General features: G+C 72.9%; 21 protein-coding genes. 12 read left to right on the plus strand and 9 right to left on the minus strand.

The genetic code is table 11. From position 1 onward, the window contains the following. Position 1 precedes the first annotated feature (1 nt). From ACN267_RS02870 to ACN267_RS02900, 7 genes are all read left to right on the plus strand, one after another. Positions 2 to 346 carry a non-heme iron oxygenase ferredoxin subunit gene (locus ACN267_RS02870; protein WP_204959138.1) on the plus strand — a complete coding sequence of 115 codons (345 nt, stop codon included), beginning with the start codon at positions 2 to 4 and terminating at the stop codon, positions 344 to 346. Continuing rightward, a complete protein-coding gene (gene sufC, locus ACN267_RS02875; protein ID WP_088645041.1) occupies positions 346 to 1119 on the plus strand; it encodes a Fe-S cluster assembly ATPase SufC in 774 nt (257 codons plus the stop codon). The genes ACN267_RS02870 and sufC overlap by 1 nt, the downstream gene beginning before the upstream one ends. Before the next feature lie 25 nt (positions 1120 to 1144). Then, a complete protein-coding gene (locus ACN267_RS02880) occupies positions 1145 to 2449 on the plus strand; it encodes a cysteine desulfurase (RefSeq protein ID WP_204959137.1) in 1305 nt (434 codons plus the stop codon). Next, on the plus strand, positions 2449 to 2925 hold the full coding sequence (sufU, locus tag ACN267_RS02885) for a Fe-S cluster assembly sulfur transfer protein SufU (RefSeq protein ID WP_204959136.1): 477 nt from the start codon (positions 2449 to 2451) through the stop codon (positions 2923 to 2925). The genes ACN267_RS02880 and sufU overlap by 1 nt, the downstream gene beginning before the upstream one ends. Further along, positions 2922 to 3410, plus strand: a complete 489-nt coding sequence (locus tag ACN267_RS02890) for a metal-sulfur cluster assembly factor (RefSeq protein WP_204959135.1) — start codon at positions 2922 to 2924, stop codon at positions 3408 to 3410. The genes sufU and ACN267_RS02890 overlap by 4 nt, the downstream gene beginning before the upstream one ends. Before the next feature lie 297 nt (positions 3411 to 3707). Then, positions 3708 to 4382 carry a LysE family transporter gene (locus ACN267_RS02895; protein WP_421487845.1) on the plus strand — a complete coding sequence of 225 codons (675 nt, stop codon included), beginning with the start codon at positions 3708 to 3710 and terminating at the stop codon, positions 4380 to 4382. A gap of 43 nt (positions 4383 to 4425) precedes the next feature. Continuing rightward, positions 4426 to 5091 carry an acVLRF1 family peptidyl-tRNA hydrolase gene (locus ACN267_RS02900; protein ID WP_204959134.1) on the plus strand — a complete coding sequence of 222 codons (666 nt, stop codon included), beginning with the start codon at positions 4426 to 4428 and terminating at the stop codon, positions 5089 to 5091. A 152-nt stretch (positions 5092 to 5243) separates the two neighbouring features. Here the strand turns inward: ACN267_RS02900 and ACN267_RS02905 are convergent, their stop codons facing one another. After that, on the minus strand, positions 5244 to 6161 hold the full coding sequence (locus tag ACN267_RS02905) for a neutral zinc metallopeptidase (protein ID WP_281902965.1): 918 nt from the start codon (positions 6159 to 6161) through the stop codon (positions 5244 to 5246). A gap of 246 nt (positions 6162 to 6407) precedes the next feature. On the opposite strand from ACN267_RS02905, the gene ACN267_RS02910 reads away from it, so the two are divergent. Further along, positions 6408 to 8012 (plus strand): ABC-F family ATP-binding cassette domain-containing protein, encoded by a 1605-nt coding sequence (locus tag ACN267_RS02910; RefSeq protein ID WP_204959133.1) that lies wholly within the window; start codon positions 6408 to 6410, stop codon positions 8010 to 8012. 53 nt (positions 8013 to 8065) lie between these two features. On the opposite strand, the gene ACN267_RS02915 is transcribed toward ACN267_RS02910, so the two are convergent. Next, positions 8066 to 8668, minus strand: a complete 603-nt coding sequence (locus ACN267_RS02915) for a cadmium resistance transporter (RefSeq protein ID WP_204959132.1) — start codon at positions 8666 to 8668, stop codon at positions 8066 to 8068. A 203-nt stretch (positions 8669 to 8871) separates the two neighbouring features. Here ACN267_RS02915 and ACN267_RS02920 point away from each other — a divergent pair, with 203 nt between their 5' ends. The 3 genes from ACN267_RS02920 to ACN267_RS02930 all read left to right on the plus strand — a co-directional run bounded on the left by ACN267_RS02920 (position 8872) and on the right by ACN267_RS02930 (position 12022). After that, a complete protein-coding gene (locus ACN267_RS02920; RefSeq protein WP_007072022.1) occupies positions 8872 to 9099 on the plus strand; it encodes a helix-turn-helix domain-containing protein in 228 nt (75 codons plus the stop codon). 43 nt (positions 9100 to 9142) lie between these two features. Continuing rightward, positions 9143 to 9910 carry an enoyl-CoA hydratase/isomerase family protein gene (locus ACN267_RS02925; protein ID WP_421487846.1) on the plus strand — a complete coding sequence of 256 codons (768 nt, stop codon included), beginning with the start codon at positions 9143 to 9145 and terminating at the stop codon, positions 9908 to 9910. A 126-nt stretch (positions 9911 to 10036) separates the two neighbouring features. After that, a complete protein-coding gene (locus tag ACN267_RS02930) occupies positions 10037 to 12022 on the plus strand; it encodes an ABC transporter ATP-binding protein (protein WP_421490378.1) in 1986 nt (661 codons plus the stop codon). A gap of 227 nt (positions 12023 to 12249) precedes the next feature. Here ACN267_RS02930 and ACN267_RS02935 read toward each other — a convergent pair whose 3' ends face one another. The 7 genes from ACN267_RS02935 to ACN267_RS02965 all read right to left on the minus strand — a co-directional run bounded on the left by ACN267_RS02935 (position 12250) and on the right by ACN267_RS02965 (position 17304). Further along, a complete protein-coding gene (locus tag ACN267_RS02935; RefSeq protein ID WP_421487847.1) occupies positions 12250 to 12684 on the minus strand; it encodes a hypothetical protein in 435 nt (144 codons plus the stop codon). A 215-nt stretch (positions 12685 to 12899) separates the two neighbouring features. Further along, positions 12900 to 13466, minus strand: a complete 567-nt coding sequence (gene mug / locus ACN267_RS02940) for a G/U mismatch-specific DNA glycosylase (protein WP_281902969.1) — start codon at positions 13464 to 13466, stop codon at positions 12900 to 12902. 98 nt (positions 13467 to 13564) lie between these two features. Beyond that, complete coding sequence (locus ACN267_RS02945; RefSeq protein ID WP_204959128.1) at positions 13565 to 14317, minus strand: SDR family oxidoreductase; 753 nt, start codon at positions 14315 to 14317, stop codon at positions 13565 to 13567. A gap of 49 nt (positions 14318 to 14366) precedes the next feature. Beyond that, on the minus strand, positions 14367 to 14858 hold the full coding sequence (locus ACN267_RS02950) for a hypothetical protein (RefSeq protein ID WP_421487848.1): 492 nt from the start codon (positions 14856 to 14858) through the stop codon (positions 14367 to 14369). After that, positions 14855 to 15673 (minus strand): DUF692 domain-containing protein, encoded by an 819-nt coding sequence (locus tag ACN267_RS02955; protein WP_421487849.1) that lies wholly within the window; start codon positions 15671 to 15673, stop codon positions 14855 to 14857. The genes ACN267_RS02950 and ACN267_RS02955 overlap by 4 nt, the downstream gene beginning before the upstream one ends. Continuing rightward, a complete protein-coding gene (locus ACN267_RS02960; protein WP_421487850.1) occupies positions 15670 to 16614 on the minus strand; it encodes a TIGR04222 domain-containing membrane protein in 945 nt (314 codons plus the stop codon). The genes ACN267_RS02955 and ACN267_RS02960 overlap by 4 nt, the downstream gene beginning before the upstream one ends. 117 nt (positions 16615 to 16731) lie before the next feature. Beyond that, entirely contained in the window at positions 16732 to 17304 is a 573-nt protein-coding gene (locus tag ACN267_RS02965; RefSeq protein WP_204959124.1) for a TetR/AcrR family transcriptional regulator, read from the minus strand. A gap of 231 nt (positions 17305 to 17535) precedes the next feature. On the opposite strand from ACN267_RS02965, the gene ACN267_RS02970 reads away from it, so the two are divergent. Next, positions 17536 to 18183: an HAD family hydrolase gene (locus tag ACN267_RS02970; RefSeq protein ID WP_088645027.1), complete on the plus strand. Its 648-nt coding sequence runs from the start codon at positions 17536 to 17538 to the stop codon at positions 18181 to 18183. Positions 18184 to 18207: the final 24 nt, after the last annotated feature.

The raw sequence follows: 18207 nt of genomic DNA on the forward strand, positions 1-18207 counted from the left end.
CATGATCCGGATCTGCGCGACGGAGGACGTGCCGAAAGGCACCGTGATCAGCGCCGACGTCGACGGCACCCCGATCGCCGTGGTGCACGGCACCGACGGCGGGTTCTACGCCGTCCACGACGAGTGCTCGCACGCCTCGGTGGCCCTCTCCGAGGGTGAGGTCGAGGGCTGCACGCTGGAGTGCTGGCTGCACGGTTCCCGGTTCGACCTGCGCACGGGCGAGCCCAGCGGGCTGCCCGCCACCGAACCCGTTCCCGTCTACGCCGTCGAGGTCCGCGACGGCGACATCTACCTTCCCGTGGGCGCCGACGGCCGCCCGACGCCGAGCAATGGAGTGACCCGATAATGAGCACCCTGGAGATCCGCGACCTGAAGGTGTCGGTCAAGCTGCCCGAGGGTGAGCTCAAGCCGATCCTGTCCGGTGTCGACCTGACCGTGCGGTCGGGGGAGACCCACGCGATCATGGGCCCGAACGGCTCCGGCAAGTCGACCCTGGCGTACTCGATCGCCGGTCACCCCAAGTACGAGATCACCGGTGGTTCGGTGACCCTCGACGGCGTCGACGTGCTGGAGATGACCGTCGACGAGCGGGCCCGCGCCGGCCTCTTCCTGGCCATGCAGTACCCGGTCGAGGTGCCCGGCGTCTCGGTGGCGAACTTCCTGCGGACCGCCAAGACCGCCATCGACGGCGCGGCCCCGAAGCTGCGTACCTGGGGCGGCGAGCTGCGCGGGGCGATGGAGAAGCTCCAGATGGACCCGGCGTTCGCCCAGCGCAACGTCAACGAGGGCTTCTCCGGCGGCGAGAAGAAGCGGCACGAGATCGTGCAGCTGGAGCTGCTCAAGCCCAAGATCGCCATCCTCGACGAGACCGACTCCGGCCTCGACGTGGACGCGCTGCGGGTGGTCAGCGAGGGGGTCAACCGGGTCCGCGACACCGGCGACACCGGCCTGCTGCTGATCACCCACTACACCCGCATCCTGCGCTACATCAAGCCCGACTTCGTGCACGTCTTCGTGGCCGGCCGGATCGTCGAGCAGGGCGGCCCGGAGCTGGCCGACAAGCTCGAGGACGAGGGCTACGAGCGGTACGTCGCCGGGGCCGGCGCGGCGCGGGCCTGAGCACACACGGACGGGGACCGCTGAGATGACCACCATCGCCATCCCGGACGGGATGCCGCAGTACGACGACGTGCCGCGCTTCGACGTGGCCGCGGTGCGGGCCGACTTCCCGATCCTCGACCGGCAGGTCAACGGGCACCGGCTGGTCTACCTCGACAGCGCCAACACCTCGCACAAGCCCCGGCAGGTGCTCGACGTGCTCGCCGGGCACTACGCGATGCACAACGCCAACGTGTCGCGCTCGGTGCACACCCTGGGCACCGAGGCGACCGAGGCGTACGAGGGGGCGCGGGCGAAGATCGCCGCGTTCGTCAACGCGCCGAGCGTCGACGAGGTGGTGTTCACCAAGAACTCCACCGAGGCGATCAACATCGTGGCGTACGCCTTCTCCAACGCCTCGCTGCGCGCGGACGCCGACGAGCGGTTCCGGCTCGGCCCCGGCGACGAGATCGTGATCTCCGAGATGGAGCACCACTCGAACATCGTCCCGTGGCAGTTGCTGGCCGAGCGGACCGGCGCGACGCTGCGCTGGTTCCCGGTCACCGACACCGGCCGGCTGGACGAGTCGGGGCTGGCGGACCTGGTCACCGAGCGGACGAAGATCGTCGCGCTGGTGCACACCTCCAACATCCTCGGCACGGTCAACGCCACCGCCCGGATCACCGAACGGGTCCGTCAGGTGGGTGCGCTGCTGCTGCTCGACTGCTCGCAGTCGGTGCCGCACCAGCCGATCGACGTGGTCGACCTGGACGCCGACTTCATCGTCTTCACCGGGCACAAGATGTGCGGGCCGACCGGCATCGGCGTGCTGTGGGGCCGGGGCGAGCTGCTCGCCGCGATGCCCCCGGTCATGGGCGGCGGTTCGATGATCGAGACGGTGTCGATGGCCCGGTCCACGTTCGCCGCGCCGCCGGCCCGGTTCGAGGCGGGCACCCCGCCGATCGCCGAGGCGGTCGCGCTGGGCGCGGCGGTCGACTACCTCACCGGCGTCGGGATGCGGGCGATCCAGTGGCACGAGAAGGAGCTGACCGCGTACGCGCTGGACGCCCTCGCGACCGTGCCGGGTCTGCGGATCTTCGGCCCGACGGTGCCGGTCGGCCGGGGCGGCACCATCTCGTTCGCGCTCGGCGACGTGCACCCGCACGACGTCGGGCAGGTCCTCGACTCGCTCGGCGTGCAGGTGCGGGTGGGCCACCACTGCGCCAAGCCGGTCTGCACCCGGTTCGGGGTGCCGGCGATGACCCGGGCGTCGTTCTACCTGTACACCACCACGGAGGAGATCGACGCCCTGGTGGCGGGTCTCGAACAGGTGCGGAGGATCTTCGACTGATGCAGCTGGACCAGCTCTACCAGGAGATCATCCTGGATCACTACAAGCGCCCGCAGGGGCGTGGGCTGCGCGACGCCGACGACCCCGACGCCGAGGTGGGCGAGGCGCACCACGTCAACCCGACCTGCGGCGACGAGGTCACCGTACGGGTGGCCGCCGTCGACGACATCGTGGTCGACATCTCCTACGACGGGGTCGGCTGTTCGATCAGCCAGGCGTCGGCGAGCGTGCTGTACGACCGGCTCTCCGGCCGGTGCGCGGAGGAGATCGCCGCCGTGCACGCGGGATTCGTGGCGTTGATGTCCGGCCGTGGCCAGGTCACGCCGGACGAGGAACTACTCGGTGACGGGGTGGCGTTCGCGGGTGTCGCCCGCTACCCGGCCCGGGTCAAGTGCGCGCTGCTGCCGTGGATGGCGTTCAAGGACGCCGCGGCACGCGCGGGGGTGGGCGTGAGCCCGACGGAGGTGGAGGCATGAGCGAGAACACCGCTACCGCGGCGACGCCGGAGACCGGCGACGCCAGCACGACGACCGACGCGGTGACGCCGCCGGCCACCAACGGTGCCACCGGCCCGGCGGACACCGCCGCGACCCCGGTCGCCGACGGTCCGGTGGAGGCCGCCGCGTCGGCCGGTGCCCGGGCGGCCGTCGCCGACATCGAGGAGGCGATGAAGGACGTCGTCGACCCCGAACTCGGCATCAACGTGGTCGACCTCGGCCTGGTGTACGGCGTGCACGTGGACGACCAGAACGTCGCCACCCTGGACATGACGCTGACCTCGGCGGCCTGCCCGCTCACCGACGTGATCGAGGACCAGGCCCGGCAGGCGTTGACCACCGGCCCCGGTGGGGGACTGGTCGACGACATCCGGATCAACTGGGTCTGGCTGCCGCCGTGGGGGCCGGACAAGATCACCGACGAGGGGCGGGACCAGCTCCGTTCCCTCGGCTTCAACGTCTGACCTCCGGTCCGACTCACGGGCGCGGCACCCACCCGGGTGCCGCGCCCGTGAGTCGGTGGGGTGATCGACTCGCCGGGGCCGATGTCGGGGTGTCCGGCCCCCGTCGCCAGCGCTCTTTCGCCCAGGTGAGTCGATCAACCAGCGGCGGAGGGTAATCCGGTGGCGGGGCGTCGGGCGCGGGGTCGATGATGGGCCGGTGATCGAGACGTACCCGGCGCAGGGGCCTGTCCGCGCGAGCACCACCGCGCGTCGACAGCAGGCCCGTCCGGGGTGCGGCTCGGCCCGTCACCTGCCGTCATGACCGCCGCCCTCCTGGCCGGGCTGGTGGCCGGCTACGGGGTCGCCGTCCCGGTCGGCGCGATCGCGGTGCTCATCCTCGGGCTCAGCGCCCGTACCTCGTTGCGGGTCGGCGCGGGTGCCGCATTCGGCGTCGCCACCGCCGACGGGCTCTACGCCGCCGTGGCGGTGCTCGGCGGTGCGGCGGTGGCCGGCGTGGTGGCCCCGGTCGCCGGGCCGCTGCGGGTGGCGGCGGCGGTGGTGCTGCTGACGCTCGCCGTTCACGGCGGGTGGCGGAGCTGGCGCTCCCGACCGCCGTCGAGCGGGCCGTGGCCGGGTCGTGTGGAGTCGGATCAGCCTGATCTGGCCGTCCGGGGCCGGGCGGGTCGGGGGATGGACACGCCGGGCCGCGCGTTCGCCGGGGTGCTGGCGTTGACCCTGCTCAACCCGGCCACGGTGGTCTACTTCGCGGCGCTGGTCCTCGGCCGTGCCGACGCGGCACGGGCGGCACCGGCAGCCGCCGCGCTGTTCGTCCTGGGGGTCTTCGTCGCGTCGGCGAGTTGGCAGTTGCTGATCGCCGGCAGCGGCACCCTGGTCGGCCGGATGCTGGCCGGCCCGCGTGGTCGACTGGTGACCGGCCTGCTGTCCAGCCTGATCATCGCCGCCCTGGCGGTCTCCATGCTGATCGTGCGGTGAGCCGCCCGCCGGGCGGTCGCCTGTCGTGCCGTACGGTCGGGTGATGAGCAGCCGACCCGCGGCCGGTGGCGGCCGGTGGATCGAGGTCGATCCGACCCGCGTCGCCCGCTGGGTGGAGGGTTTCGCCGACCGGCACGGCCCGCCCGTCGTCTCCCCGCAGGGGTACGGCCTGCTGCTCGCCGCCGCCGACGGGGCGACCGCCGAGCTGCACCTCCCACCGGGCGGCGGCACCGGGGAGGCGGCCCGGCCGGTCGACGACGTGCCGGGGTTCGTCGACGCCGCCGTCGCACCCCGCCGGCTCGGGCTGCTGCTCGCCCGCAAGGGCGCGGTGGCGGTCGGGGTGGCGCTCGGCACCGAACTGCTGGTCTCCAAGGTGGACACCCGATACGTGCAGGGTCGTACCGCCGCCGGGGGCTGGTCGCAGCAGCGGTTCGCCAGGCGGCGGGACAACCAGGCCAGGGCGGCCCTGGGCGACGCGGCGGAACTGGCCGTACGGCTGCTGCTGCCGGAGGCGGCGACGCTGGCGGCGTTGGTCTGCGGCGGCGACCGGCGGGCCGTCGACACGGTCCTGGCCGACCGGCGGCTGGCCCCGCTCGCCGGGTTGCGGGCCGAGCGGTTGCTCGACGTGCCCGAACCCCGGCATGCGGTGCTGGTCGGCGCGATCGCCGCCGCCCGCGCGGTGCACGTCCTGGTCCGCGACCCGGCCTGATCCCGGCCCCCCCGCCCCCGCACCGGCCCACGTCCCGGCCGGCGCACGCCCCCGCGCCGGCCACACCCCGGCCCACCCTCGCCCGGGAACGACGACGGCGGCCGGGGGGCGTTTAGCCCCGCCGACCGCCGTGACCTGCCGACCGGTACCGGTCAGAGGCTGCCGCCGAAGGTGTCGCAGGACTTCGGGTCACCTGTGGTGTAGCCCTTGGTGAACCACTGCTTGCGCTGCTCGGAGGAGCCGTGGGTGAACTCCTCCGGGTTGACCGGGCGGTTGGCCCGCTTGGAGATGGCGTCGTCGCCGATCTTCTCGGCGGTGTCGATCGCCTGCGCGATGTCCTGCTCGGTGATGCTCTTGAAGATCTTCTGGCCCTGCTCGTCGGCGGTGCCGGTGGCGTTCTTGGCCCACGCGCCCGCGTAGCAGTCGGCCTGGAGTTCCAGCTTGACCGAGAGCGCGTTGGCGCTGCCCGGGTCCCGCTGCTGCTGGCGGCGCATCTGCGCCTCGGTGCCGAGCAGGTCCTGTACGTGGTGGCCGTACTCGTGGGCCAGCACGTACGGCTGGGCGAACTCACCCTCCGCGCCGAGCTGGTCGGCGAGGGTCTGGTAGAAGGTCAGGTCGATGTAGACCAGGTCGTCGGCGGGGCAGTAGAACGGCCCGACGCCGGAGTCGGCCTGGCCGCAGCCGGTGTTGACACCCTGGCTGAAGAAGACCGTCTTGGATGGCTGGTACTGCTGGCCGAACCGCTCCGGCAGTGCGGTGCGCCAGTACGCCTGGATCGAGTTGACGTAGAGGGTGTTGCGGCAGTCCAGCTGCTTGAGCGCGTCGTCGGCGGAGCACTTCTGCTCCAGCGCCGTGTTGTCGCCCGTTTCGGACCCGCCACCGGTCATGGCGTTCAGCCCGAAACCGCCGCCCACCAGGGCCACCAGCACGGCGATGATGAGGCCGACGATGCCGCCGCGCCCGCCGCCGCCCGGGAGGGGTATCGGGATGCCCGCCCCGCCGCCCCCGCCGGACCCCCGCCGGTCGTCCACCTGGCCGGTGTCGACCTGCGCGTTCTCGTTCAGCTCCATGTTGACCCCGATCACCGATTCGTCACGTTTGAGGGTTGCGGTACCGGACCGGGTCCGGACGGTGTTTTCGGTACCCGATGATCTTGTGCGGTAATCCGGACGGTGTGCGTCGGGCCGCCCGGTACACTTGTCGGGTGCTGCGCTGCGAAGGCTGAACCGCCCCGCGCCGACGGGAACCACCGACCCGCCGGCGCTTTCGCGTGCCCTGAGTCAGCCCTTCCAGACCCCCGAGAGCGAGTACCGGAAATGATCAGTGTCACCGGCCTGGAACTACGCGCCGGCTCCCGGATCCTCCTGTCCGACACCACCCTGCGGGTGCAGCCCGGTGACCGGATCGGACTGGTCGGGCGCAACGGTGCCGGCAAGACCACGACCCTCAAGGTACTGGCCGGCGAGGGGCAGCCGTACGCCGGGCAGATCGACAGGCGCAGCGCCATCGGGTACCTGCCGCAGGACCCGCGTACGGGCGACCTGGAGGTCACCGGCCGGGACCGGGTGCTCTCCGCCCGGGGGCTGGACGTGCTGATGGCCCAGATGTCGGAGATCGAGCAGCGGCTCGCCGACGGCGCCGACGACAAACTGGTCCGCCGCTACGGCGCGCTGGAGGACCAGTTCGCCTCGCTGGGCGGGTACGCGGCCGAGGCCGAGGCCGCCCGGATCTGCGCCAACCTGGGGCTGCCCGACCGGGCCCTCGCCCAGACCATCGGCACCCTCTCCGGCGGTCAGCGCCGCCGCATCGAGCTGGCCCGCATCCTGTTCCGCGACGCGGGCGAGAACGGCGGCGGCATCCTGCTGCTCGACGAGCCCACCAACCACCTCGACGCCGACTCGATCACCTGGCTGCGCGGTTTCCTCGCCAACCACAAGGGCGGGCTGATCGTGATCTCCCACGACGGTTCGCTGTTGGAGTCGGTGGTCAACAAGGTCTGGTTCCTCGACGCCACCCGTTCCGTGGTCGACGTCTACAACCTGGGCTGGAAGGCGTACCTGGCGGCGCGGGAGACCGACGAGCGTCGCCGCCGCCGGGAGCGGGCCAACGCCGAGAAGAAGGCCGGCGCCCTGATGGCGCAGGCCGACAAGATGCGGGCCAAGGCCACCAAGACCGTCGCCGCGCAGAACATGGCCCGGCGGGCCGAGAAGCTGATCTCGGGCCTGGAGGAGGTACGCGTCTCCGACAGGGTGGCGAAGGTCCGGTTCCCCAACCCCGCGCCGTGCGGCAAGACCCCGCTGACCGCGACCGGCCTGTCCAAGTCGTACGGCTCGCTGGAGATCTTCGCCGACGTGAACGTCGCGGTGGACCGGGGTTCCCGGGTGGCCATCCTCGGGCTCAACGGCGCCGGCAAGACCACGCTGCTGCGGATGCTCGGTGGACTGCTCCCGCCGGACACCGGCGAGGTGCACGCCGGGCACGGCCTGCGGCTGGGCTACTACGCCCAGGAGCACGAGACGCTGGACGTGGAGCGCACGGTCCTGGAGAACATGCGGGCGGCGGCGATCGAGCAGTCCGACACCGACCTGCGCAAGATCCTCGGTGCCTTCCTGTTCTCCGGCGAGGACGTGAACAAGCCCGCCGGGGTGCTCTCCGGTGGCGAGAAGACCCGGCTCGCCCTGTCGACCCTGGTCTGCTCCGGCGCGAACGTGCTGCTGCTGGACGAGCCGACGAACAACCTGGATCCGGTCAGCCGGGAGCAGGTGCTCGACGCCATCGCCAACTATCCCGGCGCGATCGTGCTGGTCACCCACGACCCTGGTGCGGTGCTCGCGCTCAAGCCGGACCGGGCGATCCTGCTCCCCGACGGCGACGAGGACGCCTGGAGCGACGACCTCCTCGAACTGGTCGAACTGGCCTGACCCGACCCCGCCCACGACGACAGGTGTGGTCGACGGGCGGGGCCGGCCGGTGGTCAGTGGGCGTCCGCGGCCAGCCGGCCGAGGACGCCCGAGCTGACCAGGATCACCAGGCCGATGCCCACGAAGATGACGGGGACCAGCCGGTGCCCGGCCCGGCCGACCAGGCGGACCACCCGGGGGTGCCCGCCGAGCAGCGCGGCAGCACCGCACCAGACGGCGACCAGGAGCGCGAAGACCAGCAGGTAGACCAGTCCGGTGGTCGGGTCGAGGGAGCGGAACACCGGGACGTAGACGGCGATGTTGTCCGCGCCGTTGGCGACCGTCACCCCGGCGACCCCGAGCAGACCGCCGACCACGGCCGGCGGCGTGTCGTCGTCGGTGCGGGCCAGCAGCGCACGGACCCCGAGCCCGATCGGCAGCAGCCCGAGCAGGCCGGTCCACGGGTCGGGCACCACCAGCAGGCCGGCGGCGACCACCAGGGCGGCCGCGACGAGGGCGGCGATGCCCAGGTACTGGCCGGTGACGATCTGCCACGGGCGGGGTCGTCCCGTACCGCGGGCGGTCACGAAGAGTACGGTCAGCACCACGATGTCGTCGAGGTTGGTGGCGCCGAAGACGGCCGCCGCCCCGCTCACGTCGCCCAGGAGGTCGGTCACGACCGGGAAGGGTACGGGCCGTTCACCAGGTCCGTCACGGCGTGCTAGCAGCCGCGGGCCGGGATGAGGGTCACTCTATCGGGTTGACGACACTGCATAGCGTGTCGGTTGGCGAAGAGTTGATATCTGGCGCATGATCGTTCGAGACGGTCTAATAGGTGGGACCGTATCGAACCGCACAGTCTGGGACGTGAGGAATCAGCATGGCAGCCACTGGCACAGCCACCAGCACTGAGAAGGGTCGCCGGATCGTCGGAGCCGAGCGTCAGACGCTCGCCAAGGACCTGGTAAAGCGGTACACCGGCGGGGAGAGCATCCGCGCGCTCGCCGCCTCGACCGGGCGATCCTACGGGTTCATCCACCGCGTGCTCACCGAGTCCGGTGTGCAGCTGCGACAGCGCGGCGGCGCCCGGCGTCGCAAGAAGGCGTGACCCGCCCACCAGCGTCGTCCGTCAGCACGCCCCGGGCGGTCCGGTGACCGCCGAGACGACCGGGGTGCTACTGCACTGTGACGGGCCGGTCGCGACGGTCACGTTGTGCCGGCCCGACGTGCTCAACGCCCAGACTCCGGCGATATGGCGCGCGATGAGCGACTTCTCCCGGGATCTCCCCGGCGACGTGCGCGTCGTGGTGGTACGCGGCGAGGGGCGGTCGTTCTCCGCCGGCCTCGACCTGTCGGTGGCCGGTGCCCAGGGGCCTGGTTCCTTCGCCGAGCTGTCCACCCTGCCCGAGCAGGAGTGTGCCGACCGTATCGCCGGTTACCAGCAGGGCTTCACCTGGCTGCACCGCCCCGACGTGATCTCGGTGGCGGCCGTCCAGGGCCATGCCATCGGCGCGGGCTTCCAGCTCGCGCTCGCCTGCGACCTGCGGGTCCTCGCCGAGGACGCCAAGCTGTCGATGGCCGAGGTGACCCTCGGTCTGGTCCCCGACCTGGCCGGCACCAAGCGGCTGGTCGAGTTGGTCGGCTATGCCCGCGCCCTGGAGTTGTGCGCCACCGGCCGGCGGATGGACGCCGCCGAGGCCGACCGGATCGGCCTGGCCAACCTGGTGGTGCCGAACGCCGAGCTGGACGCGGCGGTCCGTGACCTCACCGCCGGCCTGCTCGCCGGCGACCGGGACGCGGTGGTGGAGATCAAGGCGCTGCTCGCCGGTGCCGCCGGCCGCTCCCACACCGAACAGCAGCGGGCCGAGCGTGAGGCGCAGACCCGCCGGCTGCGTGACCTCGCGGGCCGGGGTGAGTAGCCGGCCGGCGGTCGGTAAGGACTGCCCGGGAAGAGCCGGGTTACCACCGAGGTTGTCGTAGGCGTCGGGAGAATCGACCTGACGGCGCGTGCTGCCCCGACCCGGAGGTGACCGATGTCCAACCCGATGACGGGCGGCAACATGGCCGGCTGGAGCATGCTCCGCTCGATCCGCCACGGCGACGAGGTCTCCTCCCACCGGCTCAAGCGCGGCACCGCCAAACGGATCATGGCGTTCGCCCATCCCTACCGGCGGGACATCGTCGTCTTCCTGGTGACCGTGGTGGTCGCCGCCGTGATCGGGGTGGCCACCCCGGTGCTCGCCGGCCACGTGATCAATGCGATCAGCGGCGGCGGGCCGGAGGCCGGTGCCGCGGTCGTGCGGCTCGCCCTGGTCATCGGCGGGCTGGCCGTCGCCGACGCGGTCCTCTCCCTCGTCCAACGCTGGTATTCGGCCCGCATCGGCGAGGGCATCATCCTCGACCTGCGTACGAAGGTCTACGACCACGTGCAGCGGATGCCGTTGCAGTTCTTCACCCGGACCCAGACCGGGGCCCTGGTCAGCCGGCTCAACAACGACGTGATGGGCGCCCAGCGGGCGTTCACCTCCACCCTGTCCGGGGTGGTCAGCAATGTCATCCAGCTGGTGCTCACCGCCGGGGTGATGTTCACCCTCTCCTGGCAGATCACCACGCTCTCGCTGATCCTGCTGCCGATCTTCGTGATCCCGGCCCGGCGGGTGGGCCGGCGGCTGGCCGAGATCACCAGGGAGTCCTACAACCTCGACGCCAAGATGAACGCCACCATGACCGAGCGGTTCGGGGTGGCCGGGGCGCTGCTGGTCAAGCTGTTCGGCTCGCCCGACGTGGAGGCCGGCCGGTTCGCCGCGCGGGCCGAGCGGGTGCGCGACATCGGCATCCAGTCGGCGATGTACTCACGCACCTTCTTCGTGGCGATGCTGCTGGTCGCCTCGCTGGCCCAGGCGCTCACCTACGGCCTCGGCGGTTGGTTGGCGGTCAACGGGGCGGTCAGCGCCGGCACCGTGGTCACGCTCGCCCTGCTGCTGACCCGCCTCTACGGCCCGCTGACCGCGCTGTCCAACGTCCGGGTCGACGTGATGAGCGCGCTGGTCTCGTTCGACCGGGTCTTCGAGGTGCTCGACCTGCGTCCCGGCATCGAGGAGAAGCCCGACGCGGTGCCGGTGCCCCGGGGTGCCGGGCGGGTCGAGTTCCGCGACGTCCGGTTCCGCTACCCGGCCGCCGCCGACGTCTCGTTGGCCTCGCTGGAGGAGGTCGCCACCCTCGACCGGACGGTCGGCGAGCCGGTGCTCAAGGGGGTGTCCTTCCGGGTCGAGGCGGGGCAGATGGTGGCCCTGGTCGGGCCGTCGGGGGCCGGCAAGTCGACCCTGTCCATGCTGATCTCCCGGATCTACGACGTCACCGACGGCGAGGTGCGGGTCGGTGGGGTCGACGTCCGGGACGCCACCCTCGCCTCGCTGCGCGACGAGATCGGCGTGGTCACCCAGGATTCCCACCTGTTCCACGAGACGATCGCGGAGAACCTGCGGTACGCCAAGCCGGACGCCACCGACGACGAGATCTGGGCGGCGCTGGCCGGCGCCCAGGTGGCCGACCTGGTACGTGCCCTGCCCGACGGGTTGGAGACGACCGTCGGTGAGCGCGGCTACCGCTTCTCCGGCGGGGAGAAGCAACGCATCGCCATCGCCCGGCTGCTGCTCAAGGCCCCGTCGATCGTGATCCTCGACGAGGCCACCGCCCACCTCGACTCGGAGAGCGAGGCGGCGGTGCAGCGGGCGCTGGCCGTGGCGCTGACCGGGCGGACGGCGCTGGTGATCGCGCACCGGCTCTCCACGGTCCGCGACGCCGACCAGATCCTCGTCCTCGACGACGGCCGGATCGTCGAGCGGGGCCGGCACGACGAGCTGGTCGCGGTGGGTGGGCTCTACGCCGAGCTGTACCGCACCCAGTTCGCGGTCGCCGAGTCGCCCACGCCATACCTGGAAGCCGCCGAGCCGGCCGAGCCGATCGTCACCACCGTGCCGATGGGCACCTACGTCGCCCAGGAAGCGCGACCCCCGGCCGTGGCCAACTGACGTCCCCGGTCGGGGGCGGTCGGCGGTGTCCGTGCGGACCGTCGGGTGGCGGGTGCGCCGGGCGGCGTGCTGCCGGCGGCGGTACGGGACCGGGCCGAGGGGGAGCGGCCCCGACCCGGTCCCTATTCTGACGCGGTTCCCACGCCGGGCGTCGGAGTGCGGTTCACCGGCTGGCTGAGCCGGTGGTCGTCAATTCGGTGCCCGTTTCGTCATGTCGCGCGTGCAACTCAGAAGTAGATCGTGCGGGCCCTCGTGTACGTCGTGTACTGGTTGCCCGGGTAGAAGGTGGAACCGGACACCGTGACCTCGATGCTGGTAAATCCGTAGGCGGAGACGAGGTCGCCGGTGAACGTCTCGCAGTTCTGGTAGTAGACGGTGTGGTAAGCGGTGGCGGTGCCGCCCTTGATGGTCACCTGGGAACTCGGGTAGGTGCTCTGCCCGCACAGCGTCACCGAGTAGCTCGCCTGGTTGCTGCCCGTCCCGGTGACGGTTCCGGTGGCGGTGCCGAGGGACTGGCTGTTGTTGTAGCCACCCTTGACCGAGACGTTGATCGGTGCGGTGCCCGCCTGGGCGCTGACCGCGGGCAGCGCGGCCACCACGGCGGCCCCGGCGGCACCGGCGGCGAGCAGGCGGATGAAGCGGGAAGAACGGACTTGTGGCATAACTGCTCCCGAGACGAGGGGAAATGCGTTATCGGCGTGTTGCCGATTGCGTGGCCAATGTTAGACCAACGTGAACTCGAAAGCACGCTCGAAATAAATCTGTGTCAATGGTGATGCGATCCGTCGTGCACAATTCATTGCCTTAATGTCGGCATTTACACGACACATCGTGAACGCGCGACGCGACGTACCGTGAGTGCCCGGCGCGACGGCGGTCAGCCGGCGGGGGACGGCGGGAGGCCGGTCACCGCCGTGCGCAGCTCGCCGAAGGCGGCCCCCAGGGTCTGCGGGGTGAAGTGGGCGTTCAGGCCGCTCGGGTTGGGCAGCACCCACAGCCGCGCGCCGGCCAGCGGTTCCGGCTGCGGGCCGAAGCCCGCCCGGGGCCTGGCGAATCCGATCCGGTACGCGGTCACCCCGACCACGGCCACCCAGGCCGGCTGGTACCGGGTCACCTTGTCGACCAGCGTCCGCGCGCCCGCCACCAGCTCCGCCGGGGTCAGCTCGTCGGCCCGGGCACTGGCCCGCGCCACCATGTTGGTGATGCCCAGGCCGTAGCCGGGCAGCGTGTCCTGCTCACTGGGGTGCAGTTGGCGTGGGGTGAAGCCACCCCGGTGCAGGGCCGGCCAGAACCGGTTGCCCGGCCGGGCGAAGTGCCATCCGGTGGCCGCCGACCACAGGCCCGGGTTGATCCCGACGAAGAGCACCGTCAGCCCGGGACCGATCACGTCGGGGATGGTGCGGTCCGCTGCCGCGGCCAGCTCCGCCCGGTCCGGCCGCCGGATCTGGGGCGTGCCCGGCCGGGTCGGGCCGGCGGCGGGGCTGGGCGGTGCTGGTCTCCCCCCGTGACCACCAGCCGCCCCCGCTGAGCGGCGGCGCGGGGTCACAGGCTGCGCAGCGCGCCGCCGTCGACCGGCACGCTGACCCCGGTGACGTAGCCGGCGGCGGGGGAGAGCAGGAACGCGGCGACCCGCCCGAACTCGGCCGGATCGCCGATGCGGCGCAGCGGGATGCCCGCCTCGGCGGCGGCGCGGGCCGTCTCGTCGTCGCCGAGCAGTTCCCGGTTACGGTCGGTCAGGAAGCGACCGGGCAGCAGGCCCAGCACCCGTACGCCGCGCGGGCCGTGCTCGTCGGCCAGGTCCTTGGCCACCCCGGCGAGGCCGGGTCGCAGCCCGTTGGAGATGCCGAGGCCGGTGATCGGGGTCCGGGCCGAGGTGGACAGCACCAGCCCGATCGCACCGCCGTCGGTGAGCGCGGCGGCCACCGTCCGGGCCGTGCGCACGGTGCCCAGGAACACCGTCTCGAAGGACTCCCGCCACTGCGCGTCGCTGACCTGCGCGGCCGTGCCGGCGGGCGGCCCACCCACCGAGACGAGCGCGCCGTCGAGCCGGCCGAAGTGTTCCCGCGCGGCGATCACCAGCCGCTCGGGCAGACTCGGGTCGGCCAGGTCGGCGACGAGGCCGATGGCGTGCCCGGGTCCACCCAGCAGGTCGACCGCCCCGGCTACCCGCTCCGGCGTCCGGGCCGACAGGACCACCCGCGCCCCGTCGGCGACCAGGCACCGTGCGGTCGCGAAGCCGAGCCCGCGGGAAGCGCCGGTCAACACGTACACCCGATCGGTGAGTCCGAGATCCATGCCACCGATCCTGCCGTATCCGGCGGGGGGCGGCGCGGCGGCCCGGTGGTCAGCGGGAGGTGGGGCGCAGCAGGCGTACCCGGCCGGCGAGCTGGAGGGCGACGGCGTCGCCGCTGCGGGCCAGGGCCGGGAACCGGCGGCGGCGGGGCGGGTTCCGTCCGTCGTAGCGGTGGGCGGCCTCGCGGACGGCCAGCTCCTCCGCGCCGAGCGGGGGAAGGGTGCCCCGGTCGCGCAGCGCGCGGGCGAGGTCCCAGCCGTCGCGCAGCGATCCGGCGGTGGGCCGGCCGGCCGCCCAGCCGGCGAAGGTGGCCGGCCAGGCGTCGCCGAGGCCGGCGGCGAGCAGCGGCCAGTGGCGGGCGACCTCCCCGGCCCGTTTGCGCAGCAGTGCCCGCCGGGCGGCGTCGACCCGGTCGGTGGCGAAGCCGGCCGGCAGCGGAGCCCCCGCGACCAGGGCGGCGACCAGCGCGGCCTGTCGGGCGGCCAGCCCCGTCGGCGAGGTGGGGCCGGTCGGGCCAGGCTCGGCGGCGGGCGCGGCGCTCACGTGACGACCGGGTGGCCGGCGACGGAGGCGAGGGCGTCCAGTTCGGCCCGCAGCACGTCGGCGGCCGGGTAGTGGCCGTCGCGTTCCAGCAGCAGCGCGGGTGGGCGGCGGCCGGCGCAGAGCGCGCCGACCAGCTCCAGCACCTCGGTGGGCACCGGATCGGTGTGCGTGTCGTGGTAGAGCCCGCCGTGCTCGGCCCCGCCGGCCACGTGCACGTAGGCGATCCGGTCCAGCGGCAGCCGGTCCAGCAGGGCCTGCGGGTCCTGGCCCCGGTTGCGGGCGTTGGCATAGACGTTGGCCACGTCGAGCAGCAGCTCGGCGTCGGTGGCGTCGAGGATCTCGGTGAGGAAGTCCGCCTCGTCCAGCTCGTCGTCGGGCCAGTCGAACAGCGCGGCGATCGGCTCCAACGCCAGCGGCACCGGCAGCTCCGCCCGGGCCCGGCGGACGTTCGCCGTCACCGCCGCCACCGCCTCCCGGGTGCGGGGCAGCGGCAGCAGGTGCCCGGCCTCCAGCCCACCGGCCCGGACGAACGCGATGTGCTCGCTGACCAGCGGCGCGTCGACCAGTTCGGCGACCCGGGCCAGGTGCGTCACCCGGGCCGGGTCGACGGGCTCCGCGCCGCCGAGGGAGAGCCGCACCCCGTGCGGTACGACGGTGACGTCGCGCCCCCGCAGCGCGGCCAGCCCCGGTGGGAGGGGACCGTCGGGGGCGAGCGACTCCGCCACCACCTCGACGAAGCGCAGGCCGGGCAGCGCGCCGACGAAACCGGCGATCTCCGGCCGCCAGCCGATGCCCACCCCCTGCGGCCGGGTCATCCGCCGCACCCGCCACCGCCGCATCCGCCGCCACCGCCGCAGGAGCTGCCACCGCCGCACGACGACCCGCTGTCGCCCGACGAGGTGCCGCCGCCGCACGTGACCCCCGAGGAACCGGTGTAGCCACTGCCGCTGCTCGCGTTCAACGCCTGCCGCTGGATCTCCGCCTGCGCGGCGAAGCCAGGGTCGAGCGCGTAGAGGGAGACGGTGCCGAACAGGGCCACCCCCATCGCCGCGCCGGCCGGACCGTAGGTCGCGTAGGCCGGGGAGGCGTCGGGGGCGAGGTGGTGGTTGTCGCTGCGCAGGCGGCCCATCATCACGTTCGCCGTCCTGGTCCGTCGGGGCGTACGGGCCACCAGGGCGAACGCCACCCCGAGTCCGGCCAGGGCGAGCAGCAGCCAGCCGACCGGCCGGCCGTTGATCAGGCCGGAGGCCAGCCGCACCACGCCCAGGGCCAGCAGCACCAGCAGCAGGTTCCGTCCGCGCCGCAGGGCCCGTACCCCGTCGGCGTCGATCAGCAGGCCGCGCTGCTCCAACCCCTGCCGCAGCTCCTCCAGAGCGCGGGTCACCCCGCCGTTGCGGCGCAGCTCGCGGGCGGCGACCGACCGGCGGGCGGCGTGCCGGATCGCGTGGTCGAGCGGAGTGAGCCCGCTGGGTGCCGACTCGGTGGCGACCAACCGGCCGTTCGACTTGACGTCGATCGCGCCGGCGCCGCGCAGCCCACCCAGCGCCGCCCAGATGGCGAGCTGGTCGCCGCCGTTGAGGTAGGCGACCTGCTGCGGACCGAGCTGTTCGGCACCGGTCGCGTCGGGGCCGGCGGTCGTGCGCCGCCGGTGCACCAGTACGCCGACCACGGCGACGACGGCCACCAGAAGGTAGAGCTTCAGGAAGAGCGGGCCGGGGATGCCCCAGGTGTCGCCCGCTGCGGCAAGGGTGTTCATGGGCTGCTCCTGTCGCGCGAGGGGGGATCGCGGCCCCATTGTGGGACAGCCCCGCCACGCCGGCACGGCGGCGGTGGGTGAGTTACCGAGCCGAGACCTGCCGAGCCACGGGCAAGGTCAGCGGCGGCGGACGGCCTCCTCGACCAGGTCCAGCACCGGACCGAGATCGCCGGCGGGCCGGCCCATCGCCAGGTGCAGCACCAGCCCGTCGTACGCCAGCTCCAGGAACTGGGCCAGCACGTCGATGTCGATGTCCTCGCGGAGCACTCCGGCCTCGCGTTGCCGCACGAGCCGGTCCCGGGTCGCCTCGGCGATGGCGGCCGACCGTTGCGCCCACCGGCTGGCGAACGCCGGGTCGGTGCGGAGCCGGCGGGACACCTCCAGTTGGCTGCCCAGCCAGCCGGTGGTGTCCGGGGAGACCGCGCGGGCCAGCAGGTCCCGCATCACCTGGACGAGGCCGTTGCGGGCCACCGTGGAGACCATCACGGCGGCGTCGTCCTCGGCGACGGCGAGGAAGAGGGAGTCCTTGTCGCGGAAGTGGTGGAAGATGGCGCCCCGGGACAGCCCGGTGGCCTCCTCCAGCCGGCGCACGGTGGCGCCCTCGTAGCCGTGCCTGGCGAAACAGGCCCGGGCCGCGCCGAGGATCTCCTGGCGGCGCGCGTCGAGCTGGTCCTGACTTACTCTGGGCACGGGTTGATCGTTGCAGGTGACCGTGCGCAAGGCAAACCGTACGTACGGCTTGCTATTGATCCGTCACCTCGGCCTGCCGGACGCGCGTCCGGTTAGGATCGGCAGGTGGCGACAGCCCCGGTCACCTCCCCCCACCCGTGCACCGCCCCCGCCCGCCCCCGGCTGCCCGACGGTCGACGAGGGGCGGCTCGACCCTGTCGGCGGCGGTCCCCTCTCCCGTAAGGTGCCTCAGTGCCGTTGCTCCTGCTCGACCTGGACAACACCCTGCTCGACCGGGCCGGGCCGTTCCGCGCCTGGGCCGAGGGTTTCCTGGCCGAGATCGGCGCGCCGGCCGCCGACATCGACTGGCTGCTGTCCATCGACGCCGACGGCCTGACCGACAGGTGGGACATCGCCGACGCCATCCGGGACCGGTACGCGCTGCGCATCCCCTCCATCGACCTGGTCGAGGAACTGCACGACGGGGTGGTCGGCTACACCCGGCTCGACCCGCTGGTGGCCTGCGCGCTGCGGATCGCCGACGACGCCGGATGGCTGCCGGTGGTGGTCACCAACGGCTCGGTGCGGCTGGAGGACGCCAAGATCCGGCAGACCGGCCTGGACCGCTACGTCGCCGACTGGGTGATCTCCGAGGAGGCCGGCGTCAGCAAGCCCAACCCCCGGATCTTCGCGCTGGCCGCCCAGCGGGCCCGGCTGCCGCTACGCGGCGCGTGGGTGGTGGGGGACAGCCCGGAGGCGGACATCGGCGGGGCCGCCGCGGTCGGCCTGCCCAGCGTCTGGCTGCACCGGGGCCGGAGCTGGACCGACACCCGGTTCGCCCCCACCCGAACCGTCGACTCGTTGATCGCGGCGGTCTCGGTGGTGCTCGCCGGCGGGTAAATCGGTTGTGCCCCGGTCGGGGCG

Origin of the sequence: Micromonospora sp. WMMD734, assembly GCF_049178975.1 — a bacterium.
Classification (GTDB): domain Bacteria; phylum Actinomycetota; class Actinomycetes; order Mycobacteriales; family Micromonosporaceae; genus Micromonospora; species Micromonospora wenchangensis.

Bases quoted from the DNA above. Each gene is read 5' to 3' on its own strand.
- ACN267_RS02870 (WP_204959138.1), top strand. From the start codon at position 2: ATGATCCGGATCTGCGCGACGGAGGACGTGCCGAAAGGCACCGTGATC.
- sufC (WP_088645041.1), top strand. From the start codon at position 346: ATGAGCACCCTGGAGATCCGCGACCTGAAGGTGTCGGTCAAGCTGCCC.
- ACN267_RS02880 (WP_204959137.1), top strand. From the start codon at position 1,145: ATGACCACCATCGCCATCCCGGACGGGATGCCGCAGTACGACGACGTG.
- sufU (WP_204959136.1), top strand. From the start codon at position 2,449: ATGCAGCTGGACCAGCTCTACCAGGAGATCATCCTGGATCACTACAAG.
- ACN267_RS02890 (WP_204959135.1), top strand. From the start codon at position 2,922: ATGAGCGAGAACACCGCTACCGCGGCGACGCCGGAGACCGGCGACGCC.
- ACN267_RS02895 (WP_421487845.1), top strand. From the start codon at position 3,708: ATGACCGCCGCCCTCCTGGCCGGGCTGGTGGCCGGCTACGGGGTCGCC.
- ACN267_RS02900 (WP_204959134.1), top strand. From the start codon at position 4,426: ATGAGCAGCCGACCCGCGGCCGGTGGCGGCCGGTGGATCGAGGTCGAT.
- ACN267_RS02905 (WP_281902965.1), bottom strand. From the start codon at position 6,161: ATGGAGCTGAACGAGAACGCGCAGGTCGACACCGGCCAGGTGGACGAC.
- ACN267_RS02910 (WP_204959133.1), top strand. From the start codon at position 6,408: ATGATCAGTGTCACCGGCCTGGAACTACGCGCCGGCTCCCGGATCCTC.
- ACN267_RS02920 (WP_007072022.1), top strand. From the start codon at position 8,872: ATGGCAGCCACTGGCACAGCCACCAGCACTGAGAAGGGTCGCCGGATC.
- ACN267_RS02930 (WP_421490378.1), top strand. From the start codon at position 10,037: ATGACGGGCGGCAACATGGCCGGCTGGAGCATGCTCCGCTCGATCCGC.
- ACN267_RS02935 (WP_421487847.1), bottom strand. From the start codon at position 12,684: ATGCCACAAGTCCGTTCTTCCCGCTTCATCCGCCTGCTCGCCGCCGGT.
- ACN267_RS02945 (WP_204959128.1), bottom strand. From the start codon at position 14,317: ATGGATCTCGGACTCACCGATCGGGTGTACGTGTTGACCGGCGCTTCC.
- ACN267_RS02955 (WP_421487849.1), bottom strand. From the start codon at position 15,673: ATGACCCGGCCGCAGGGGGTGGGCATCGGCTGGCGGCCGGAGATCGCC.
- ACN267_RS02960 (WP_421487850.1), bottom strand. From the start codon at position 16,614: ATGAACACCCTTGCCGCAGCGGGCGACACCTGGGGCATCCCCGGCCCG.